Raw genomic sequence first — 324 nt, 5'->3', positions numbered from 1 at the left:
GAAATACTTGTTTATCATGCAGCGCGTGGATGACTGCGATGACGAAGTGGACGTGGCGCTGGATCTGATTAAGGAGAAGAAGCCCAGGGGAATCGTGTTTCTGGGGGGCTTCTTCTCACACAGCAAAGAGAAGCTGGAACAGCTGACTGTTCCGATTGTGTTAAGTACCATTGGAATGACTGATTCATTGGAGGAATCCTCTTCCTATTCCTGGGTTTCCGTTGATGATTACGCGGAGAGCTACAAAATGAATGATTATTTATGTAAACTCGGCCATAAGAGTATTCTGATTCTGGCGGCGACGCAGGATGATGAGAGTATTGG

1 pseudogene is annotated in these 324 nt (G+C 46.6%); it reads left to right on the top strand.

Going from position 1 to position 324, the window contains the following annotated elements:
• A pseudogene (locus NE473_RS30755) lies at positions 1-324 on the top strand (LacI family DNA-binding transcriptional regulator); the annotation flags it as partial.

Source organism: Hungatella sp. SL.1.14 (assembly GCF_024460495.1).
Taxonomy (GTDB): Bacteria; Bacillota; Clostridia; order Lachnospirales; family Lachnospiraceae; genus Hungatella; species Hungatella hathewayi.
Note: the sequence above shows the minus strand (reverse complement) of the source record. Positions and strands in the feature narration are given on the sequence as shown.